9 protein-coding genes are annotated in these 9,029 nt (G+C 49.9%); 4 read left to right on the top strand and 5 right to left on the bottom strand.

Translation table 11 applies throughout. From position 1 onward, the window contains the following. Positions 1–80: 80 nt before the first annotated feature. The gene (locus NIES2104_RS29620; RefSeq protein WP_059002586.1) at positions 81–1,028 is read left to right on the top strand and encodes a GNAT family N-acetyltransferase; all 948 of its coding nucleotides are present in this window, start codon (positions 81–83) and stop codon (positions 1,026–1,028) included. 131 nt (positions 1,029–1,159) lie between these two features. Here NIES2104_RS29620 and NIES2104_RS33675 read toward each other — a convergent pair whose 3' ends face one another. The 3 genes from NIES2104_RS33675 to NIES2104_RS29610 form a co-directional block, all read right to left on the bottom strand. Further along, complete coding sequence (locus tag NIES2104_RS33675) at positions 1,160–1,585, bottom strand: zinc-binding dehydrogenase (protein WP_202815244.1); 426 nt, start codon at positions 1,583–1,585, stop codon at positions 1,160–1,162. Next, positions 1,542–2,090 (bottom strand): alcohol dehydrogenase catalytic domain-containing protein, encoded by a 549-nt coding sequence (locus tag NIES2104_RS33670; protein ID WP_202815243.1) that lies wholly within the window; start codon positions 2,088–2,090, stop codon positions 1,542–1,544. Before NIES2104_RS33670 ends, NIES2104_RS33675 begins: the two co-directional genes overlap by 44 nt. 159 nt (positions 2,091–2,249) lie before the next feature. After that, positions 2,250–2,888 (bottom strand): TetR/AcrR family transcriptional regulator, encoded by a 639-nt coding sequence (locus NIES2104_RS29610; RefSeq protein WP_059002585.1) that lies wholly within the window; start codon positions 2,886–2,888, stop codon positions 2,250–2,252. A 117-nt stretch (positions 2,889–3,005) separates the two neighbouring features. Here NIES2104_RS29610 and NIES2104_RS29605 point away from each other — a divergent pair, with 117 nt between their 5' ends. Continuing rightward, positions 3,006–4,289 (top strand): glycosyltransferase, encoded by a 1,284-nt coding sequence (locus NIES2104_RS29605; protein ID WP_059002584.1) that lies wholly within the window; start codon positions 3,006–3,008, stop codon positions 4,287–4,289. A gap of 2 nt (positions 4,290–4,291) precedes the next feature. Here NIES2104_RS29605 and NIES2104_RS29600 read toward each other — a convergent pair whose 3' ends face one another. Further along, positions 4,292–4,927: a TetR/AcrR family transcriptional regulator gene (locus tag NIES2104_RS29600; protein ID WP_059002583.1), complete on the bottom strand. Its 636-nt coding sequence runs from the start codon at positions 4,925–4,927 to the stop codon at positions 4,292–4,294. A 104-nt stretch (positions 4,928–5,031) separates the two neighbouring features. On the opposite strand from NIES2104_RS29600, the gene NIES2104_RS29595 reads away from it, so the two are divergent. After that, positions 5,032–5,475 carry a hypothetical protein gene (locus tag NIES2104_RS29595; RefSeq protein ID WP_059002582.1) on the top strand — a complete coding sequence of 148 codons (444 nt, stop codon included), beginning with the start codon at positions 5,032–5,034 and terminating at the stop codon, positions 5,473–5,475. 211 nt (positions 5,476–5,686) lie between these two features. Here the strand turns inward: NIES2104_RS29595 and katG are convergent, their stop codons facing one another. Beyond that, entirely contained in the window at positions 5,687–7,882 is a 2,196-nt protein-coding gene (katG, locus tag NIES2104_RS29590) for a catalase/peroxidase HPI (protein ID WP_059002581.1), read from the bottom strand. 260 nt (positions 7,883–8,142) lie between these two features. Between katG and NIES2104_RS29585 the strand changes: the two genes are divergently transcribed. Next, positions 8,143–8,487, top strand: coding sequence for a cupin domain-containing protein (locus tag NIES2104_RS29585; RefSeq protein WP_059002580.1), 345 nt, complete (start codon positions 8,143–8,145; stop codon positions 8,485–8,487). Positions 8,488–9,029: the final 542 nt, after the last annotated feature.

Raw genomic sequence — 9,029 nt, 5'->3', positions numbered from 1 at the left:
GTGGGTCGGGACGCTAGCCTGCAATTTTTCCTAAACCCTTATGATAATATGTAAGTATTTACGTAATTGCTTACATAAATATGAATCTCTACTCTCAGATTGGTAAAGTAGCGCTAGGTAGTCGTTTGCGGCGATTGAGCGATCGATTGACCGAGGATGCCGCAAAAATCTACACGCTTTATAATGTTGCGCTCGATCCAAAATGGTTTCCTGTTTTCTACGTGTTGTCGCAGCAGGAGAGTGCAGCAGTGACCGAAATCGCTCAACTGATTGGACACTCTCATGCTTCTGTCAGCCAGATTGTGAAGGAGATGAGCAACCGAGGATTTGCAATCACTGAAAAGCACAGTCGGGACGCGCGAGTGAGCATTGTTAGACTCTCTGATGCTGGAAAGCAATTGATTCCTCACCTTGAACAGCAGTGTGTTGACGTGAACCAGGCGGTTGAGGAACTTTCGTTGGAATCACAACACGATCTCTGGAATGCGATCGCAGAGACTGAATTTCTACTGACTAACCAAAGCTTTTTCGATCGTGTCCAAGCAGTGCGAAAAGCGCGTGAACAGAAATCTGTTGAGATTATCGAGTATCTGCCAGAATTTCACCATGATTTCCAACGTTTGAACTACGAATGGATTGAAAAATACTTTCAGCTAGAAGAAGCAGATCACCAATCTCTCGATCGCCCAGATGAAAAGATTTTAAAGCCGGGTGGACACATCTTCATGGCACGGCATCACGACGAAATTGTTGGGACTTGTGCCTTAATTAAGCTGGATGAGAATCGCTACGAATTGGCAAAAATGGCAGTCACAGAAAAAGCTAAAGGCAAGGGGATCGGTTGGCTTTTGGGGCAAGCAGCGATCAATAAAGCGCGTGAACTAAGAGCAGAAACAGTCTTTCTAGAGAGCAATACAATCTTGGAGCCTGCAATTAAGCTTTACCAAAAGCTAGGGTTTCGGAAAATAGTCGGTCAACCTTCACCCTATCAGCGCTGTAATATTCAGATGGAGTTAAAGCTTGTTTAGGTTGATTTCAAGAAGCAATTGTACTAATAACCTGTCAATGCCCGTGAATGCTACCATTGACAGGCTATTGGTTGAGTCCGAGAACTATTCGCGGCGGGTTACGGGCATTGCTAGATTGCAATCCCAAGCATCTAAGCAGTTAATGTTACTTTGCCCGCTGCATTCCCAGATTCAGCGTGTCGATGTGCTTCAGCAACTTCGGCAAAACTAAACTCTTTAGGATCAAGCAACGGGTATAGTTTTTCTTCATCAACAAGCTGTGTCAATTCTGTCAATATTTGACCATGACGCTTTCTACCAATCCCAAGCAACATCGGGATCAACATATAGACAAGGTGCAACGTCAGCCCTTTCGCGTGCAGCAATGTGAGATCTTGCGATGATAAAGACACCACTGAGACGACTATGCCATTTAACTTTGCTGCCCTGAAAGCGTTTTGCAGTTTGTTGTTGCCAACCGTGTCGAAAACCACATCGAATCCCTCACCATTGGTCTGTTCTGCAACGTACTCTTCAACGGGTTGCCTTTGGTAATTGATGGTAACATCTGCCCCCAAGCTTTTTGCGAGTTGGCTTTCTCATCCGATGAAACTGTTGCAAAGACCTTTGCACCCGCCAGTTCCTCAAGTTGCATCCCCATGTGAGCCACACCCCCTGTGCCACCATAGACCAGAACACTCTGACAGATTGAATTGAAGTGCGATCGCGTAATCCTTCCCAGGCAGTAATGGCAACTAGAGGTAATGCTGCGGCTTCTCTCATGCCCAGCGATCGCGGCTTCTTCGCAATCAAATCAGCATCAGCCAGCATGAATTCTGCCAATGTGCCTCCCATACCTCTAACACCACCCGCACAACCATAGACTTCATCGCCAACGCTAAAACGCTGAACGCCTTCCCCAACTGCTTCGACCACTCCAGCAACGTCTCCATGCAGAATCGCAGGGAATTCAGGTGAAATATCCGGCACAGCACCTTGGCGAATTTTGCAATCCACTGGATTCACACTGGTTGCTTTGACTCGAATCAGAACATGATTTGGCAAGACTTCTGGCGGCGGCATATTGATTTCCTGAAAAATGTGTGGATAACAGTCGCTACAGTGCATAACGTGGAATCTAGATATGCCCTCATGTGCTCGATGCCATAGCTCACATGATAGGTTATGCTCAAAGCGATAAAAAATAAACCACCTGCTTAGAAAACCTTCAATTGCGCCTCGTCACCTTTTGACTAAATAAACTAACAACATACGCAGCAGTTCTTGTTCAAATTCCTCAGTTTTGAGTAACTCAGGACGATCGATCATCGCCCCATGAATCAAAGCTCGGATCGTGCGCTCCACCATAAAAACGGCTAATTCTAGATTTTTCGGTTGAAGCTGATCGGAGCGTTGCGCGAGAAACGATCGCAATAGATTCTCCATTTTTGCTTGATCTAGGCGTTGCATTATCTCGCTATGCGGAATCTGTTCGTGCAGCACGCGATGAAGTTTTGGATTGACGGCATGAGCTGCTAATGCTGCTTTGACGATCTGACTTAGTACCCCTGGAATCGTGCGATCTCTTCGAGATACCCGTAAGGGGTCGCTCAGCCCTTCTAAATGCTGTTGCGCCAACTGCATCATTGCATTGGCATGATGCTCTGCCAATGCAAAAATCAAAGCTTGCTTATTCGGAAAGTATTGGTACAGCGAACCGATACTCACCCCTGCTCGTTCCGCCACTCGATTCGTCGTCAATTGGTCATACCCCTGTTCCGTCAAAATGTGAGTTGTTGCGGTGAGAATCGCTTCAACCGTGAAGTGCGATCGCTCTTGTTTTGGAAGTTTGCGCGGGATTGCTGAGGGTTTAGAAGGCATGGGGAAGTCTCGTAGAAATGCGAGTTGTGGAGGGAAGCGATCGTGCTTAAAATGTGAGTAATAATTCATATCTTAGTCGCAAGTTCCACAGCGAGCAATCAAGAGGGAGTATCGTTCATGCGAATTGCAATCATTGCAATGGGAAGTCGAGGAGATGTTCAGCCTTACATTGCTCTAGGCAAGGGCTTGAAAGCAGTCGGTCATCAGGTACGACTGATCACGCATGAGAATTTTGAAGAGCTAGTCACTGCTTACGGGCTAGAGTTCTGTCCCGTGAAAGGGAATGTTCAAGCCTTCATGGAAGACCCAGAAAATCGTAAGTTGCTTGAGAGTGGAAATTTTCTTGCGATTAATGCTCGTACAGCAAAAGCGTCTCAACAAGCCGCCGTCGATTGGGCAGAGGGTGGTTTAGCTGCTTGTCAAAGCATGGAGTTACTGGTTGCGGGTGTCGGAGGACTCTTTCTTAGTCTTGCCCTTGCCGAAAAGCTGAAGATCCCTTTGCTTCAGGCATATATCTTTCCCTTTACACCGACAAACGCTTTTCCTGCGATTCTGTTTCCTCAGTCGATCGCGAAACTGGGTGGGGTTGTCAATCGATTATCCCATCACTTGTTTCGACAAATCATGTGGCAGGGTTCTCGTGCAGGCGACGAATTAGCTCGACAGCAAGTGCTCGATTTGCCGATCGCTCCATTTTGGGGATCTTACGATTCGGCTCAGTTTCAGCGTTATCCGATTCTGTATGGATTGAGTTCATCTGTGATTGCAAAACCCTCGGATTGGCAGCATACTCACATCACAGGCTACTGGTTCTTAGACGAAGCACCCGATTGGACTCCGCCCCCTGCCTTGCTAGAATTTCTACAGCGAGGGTCTCCGCCGGTGTTTATCGGGTTTGGGAGTATGGTCAGTCGCGACCCAGAAGAAACAGCAGAGCTAGTCTTACAAGCGATCCAACTCACCGGGCAACGCGCCCTCTTGCAGTCGGGGTGGAATGGTCTGAGAAAGAGTGACCTACCGGATACGGTTTTTATGGTCGATTCAATTCCGCATTCTTGGCTCTTTCCTCGTGTTGCAGCAGTGGTGCATCATGGGGGTGCAGGAACGACCGCTGTTGGACTTAGAGCAGGAATTCCGATCGTTGTGATTCCCTTCTTTGGCGATCAGCCCTTTTGGGGGCAGCGCGTTGCAGAATTAGGAGTCGGGACAGCCCCGATTCCCCGTAAAAAACTCACGGCTGAAAGATTGGCAGAAGCCATTCATCAGGCTGTAAGTGATCGAGCAATGCGTCAACGTGCTACCGAACTCGGAGCAAAAATCCAAGCCGAAGATGGGGTCGCGAATGCGGTTGCGATCGTACAAGAACTGGAGAAGTGTGGAGCTTTTTGCAACGAAAACTAGCATCAAGAGCGATCTGGAAAATACTGTCCTAAATAAGCAATGAGTAACTTCTTAGTTTCTATCAGGACTTGGTGTTGAAAGGTGCTATCGCGCGATACAGCGAGGATATCTAGCGTACAGGCAACTTCAACACTGATAGTCGCAATTAGCTCTCGATGACTTGGCTCTAAAGTCGGATTACGAACCGCAAAATAAACCGTGAACTGTTGTGCAAGCTCTTGATAGAAGGCTGCACTCATTGCGATCGTGGTCGGAATCAAGCGAGACTGAACAAACACGGTACGGAACCCAGGATTGGCACTGACAAACTGATCAAAGGCATCCACTAATTGATTCACATACACATCGAGCGTGACCTGCATCGCTTCTTCTGTGTGGAGCGCTGCCGATAGTTCTCTCAATTGGGTGAGATAGCGATCGAGCAACGCATGAAAAACAGCGAGTTTGTCCGGAAAGAATCGATATAGCCCGCCAACAGAGGTATTGGCTCTTGCCGCAATTTCGTCAGTTGTGACGGATTCATAGCCGATCTCGGTAAACAACTCAGCCGCTGCGTCGAGAATGCGATGGAAGCGTTCCCAGCTACGGGCTTGTTGAGGAACGCGCCAGATTGGAGTGGATTGGGGGCTGTCGGTCATTCGTTCAAATTGTGGGTTGACAAACGCGAGGTAGTTCTCGTATTTTATGAATGCGAGGTAATTCTCGTATTTATAGATTACAGGAGTTTTAAGGAGGAAGAACTATGACTCAGATGCTTCCAGCAACAAAGCCACTCAATTTAGCCTGGATGACAGGATGGTGTGTAGCGGCAGGCTTATTTGGAATGATTCTTGCCGGAGGTGGTTTTGAAGCCACAAGCGCTCCAGTGCGTATCTTGTTTGACGTGCTGAACGGTCCGGGAGAACTTGATCTCGACCCCTATATGCGCTTTAGCCTTGCAGTCCTGGGAGCCGTGACGATAGGTTGGAGTTTGACGGTGATGGCAGTGGTTCAAGTGGCAAATCAGCTTGAAAAGCAGGTCAGTCAACGGATTTGGCTTGGGATGACGGCATCGATCGTTATTTGGTACGTGATCGATAGCGGTTTGTCGATCGCTACAGGTTTCTGGCTTAATGCTGTTTCAAATACAGTCTTTAGTGCAACCTTCTTGATTCCAGTGATCCGCAGTGGTGTACTTCGTAGCTAAAGCTAAGGCGGTGTTTCAAGATAGTTGAAACACCGCCCTCATCTCTATGACTAGTTTCTACCCGCGTCAAGGGTTTCTACAAGTCTGTACCGCCTTAACCTGAGATCGTGAGACGATCGATCTCTCAGTTGGGCATCAGCGCTATGTTTCTACAAGTCTGTACCGCCTTAACCTGAGATCGTCCAATGACCATCGTCTTCACACGCTGAGGTTAGGCGAGATCGAAGCGATCGAGGTTCATCACCTTGTTCCACACACCCACAAAGTCATGCACAAATTTTGGCTGTGAGTTCTCAGAGCCGTAGACTTCTGCAAGTGCCCGGAGTTGGGAGTTCGAGCCGAAGATCAGGTCAACACGGGTCGCCGTCCACTTCTGTTCGCCGGTCTTGCGACTGCTGCCCTCGAACTCATATTCATCTTCAGTCGTCGCCTTCCACGTCGTACCCAAGTCGAGCAGGTTCACGAAGAAGTCATTCGTCAGTGTTTCTGGGCGATCGGTGAAGACACCGTGCTTAGACCCGCCAAAGTTCGTACTCAGGACGCGCATTCCGCCCAAGAGGACCGTCATTTCAGGAGCTGATAGGGTGAGCAATTGCGCCTGATCGACCAGCAACTCTTCGAGCGATTCGCTGTGCTTGCCGCTGGTGTAGTTGCGGAACCCGTCTGTGACTGGTTCGAGTACAGCAAAGGACTCAACATCGGTTTTCTCTTGCAACGCATCCGCACGTCCTGGATGGAAGGGAACCTTGACTTCAGAGCCAGCATTCTTCGCGGCTTGTTCGACTCCTGCACAACCACCGAGAACGATCAAATCCGCGATCGACACCTGCTTGCCGCCAGACTGCGAACTGTTGAACTCCTGTTGAATTCCTTCCAGGGTTTGCAGTACCGTTGCCAACTGAGTCGGCTGGTTGACTTCCCAATCCTTCTGCGGTGCCAGCCGAATGCGTCCTCCGTTCGCACCCCCGCGCTTGTCAGACCCCCGGAACGTCGATGCTGATGCCCAAGCGGTTGAAACGAGTTGAGAAACAGACAGTCCCGATGTCAGAATCTTCTCTTTAAGCGCGGCAATGTCCTGCTCATCAATCAATTCATGGTTGACTGCGGGAATGGGATCTTGCCACAAGAACTCTTCTGCGGGGACTTCTGAACCAAGATAGCGCGATCGCGGTCCCATGTCGCGATGCGTCAGCTTGAACCATGCCTTGGCGAATGCCTCAGCGAACTCATCCGGGTTGTCGCGGTAATGCCGCGCAATCGGCTCGTAGATCGGGTCCATCTTCATCGCCATGTCTGCGGTCGTCATCATCGGGGCATGGCGTTTCGACGGATCGTGAGCATCGGGAACGGTTCCCACGCCAGCACCGTTCTTCGGTCTCCATTGCCATGCACCCGCAGGACTCTTGGTTAGCTCCCAATCATAGTTGAACAGGGTTTCGAGATAGCTGTTGTCCCACTGCGTTGGTGTGGGAGTCCATGCGCCTTCGATGCCGCTAGTGATCGCATCGACCCCAACCCCTGTGTTAAAGGCGTTCTTCCAGCCGAGTCCTTGATCGACGATCGTCGCACCCCCAGGATCAGCCCCGACATGCGACGATTCGCCAGCACCATGACATTTACCAAAGGTATGCCCACCTGCGGTAAGCGCAACCGTTTCTGCGTCGTTCATCGCCATCCGACCAAAGGTCTCGCGAATATCGCGCCCTGAGCCAACCGGATCAGGTTCGCCGTCTGGTCCTTCCGGGTTGACGTAAATCAGTCCCATTTGAACGGCAGCGAGCGGATTCGAGAGCACTCGATCGCCACTGTACCGCTCATTGCCGAGCCAGGCTTTCTCAGACCCCCAGTAGATATCTTCTTCGGGTGCCCAAATGTCCTCACGTCCGCCCGCAAAGCCGATCGTCTTGAAGCCCATCGACTCCAGCGCACAGTTGCCCGCAAAAATCATCAGGTCAGCCCACGAGATTTTGTTGCCGTATTTCTGCTTAATGGGCCAAAGCAACATCCGCGCTTTGTCGAGGTTGGCATTGTCGGGCCAACTATTGAGCGGCTCAAATCGCTGGCTTCCTGATCCTGCGCCGCCGCGACCGTCGCCCGTTCGATACGTGCCTGCGCTGTGCCACGCCATGCGGATAAAGAGTGGACCATAGTGCCCGTAGTCAGCAGGCCACCAGTCCTGGGAGGTGGTCATCAACTCGAAGACATCTGCTCTCAAGGCAGCTAAGTCAAGGCTCTTGAACGCTTCAGCGTAGTTAAACGCTTCACTCATCGGATTAGACTGCGGGGAATGCTGATGAAGCACGCTCAGATTCAAATACTTCGGCCACCAGTCTCGGTTTGACGGCTTGTGGCGGGCGGTCAAAACCTGACCGCCGCTCGAAAATGGGCATCCGCTTGCACTGCTCATATAAACTCCTGTCTTTTCAAAAACGCTAATTTACGGTTGCGAATGAGAGCGACCGGGAAAAAGGTTTGAATTAGCGTGAAGTGGTTATGAGCTTAATCATAGTCGGTATGACTTTACTTTAGGTGTTTTTTAAGCAATTGTAACAAATGCGATCGTACTTACCACCTTTCCGAAGCCCAGATGCGAATTTGGATTGAACAGCGGTCTCGATCGTAAAGTGCCAAAAGATTACAATGAGCGCAGGGTAGAACTGAGGTCGCATGAACATTGTCGATGTGACGAATGCAGAGCAGTATCCTTGGGGCGAGGGATGTCGCGGGTGGCATTTATTAAAGCGCGACGACTTCAGCATCATTGAGGAATGTGTGCCGCCGGGTCAATCTGAGCAGCGCCATTTTCACGAGCATTCTCGTCAGTTCTTCTACATTTTGCAGGGTGAAGCGGTGCTTGAGATCGAGGGACACTGCTATCGATTGCGATCACATCAAGGTATTGAGATCCCGCCCAATGTTGCACATCAGTTCCGCAACGAATCGGAGTCAGAGGTGCGGTTTTTGGTGATTTCAGTGCCGAAAGCACAGGGCGATCGTATATCGAGGCAGTGAGGCAGTCTTCATGCAACTTCAATTCTGGCACAACGCAAATTTTGGTAAGCTTTGGGTCGGGCAAAGATGAGGAATCGCCAATTTCTCATCAACGGAGCGAGAAAAACTGATAGACTACTCATGAGGTCGCTGACCTACCTAGCCTCTCGAACAGACAGGTTACAGTAGCAGTCATATGCTTACCACAGCGAGATTGTCGCTAGGGAAGCCGAGTTGTCACTGGGAGCCATGAGCAAGCCATACGACAAGGACGAATAGAACTTAACTCCTTGGGGCGCAGGGAGTCTGCCCGGATCGTGCTTCGGTACGATGAGAGTCAAGACAGGATGGCTTGTCAAACCTCCGGACGCTGCGTAAGACCAACACCATTCTCGGATGGTAGAGGCAGCGGCGGATGAAATGGGAAGCCCGCTTCTATATGCGTAGCATCAGAGTCGGGTACGTCACAAACCATCTTTGGGCGCAGCGTTGATGTATTGGTCAAACCCCTGATCGAGCAAAGCGAAAACTGAATTCGACGCAAAGAAATTCTATCAACTGCA

The sequence above is a fragment of the Leptolyngbya sp. NIES-2104 genome (assembly GCF_001485215.1).
In the GTDB taxonomy this organism is placed as follows: domain Bacteria; phylum Cyanobacteriota; class Cyanobacteriia; order Leptolyngbyales; family Leptolyngbyaceae; genus Leptolyngbya.
The sequence above is the reverse complement of the archived record's forward strand: the minus strand, read 5'-3'. Positions and strand labels throughout refer to the sequence as shown.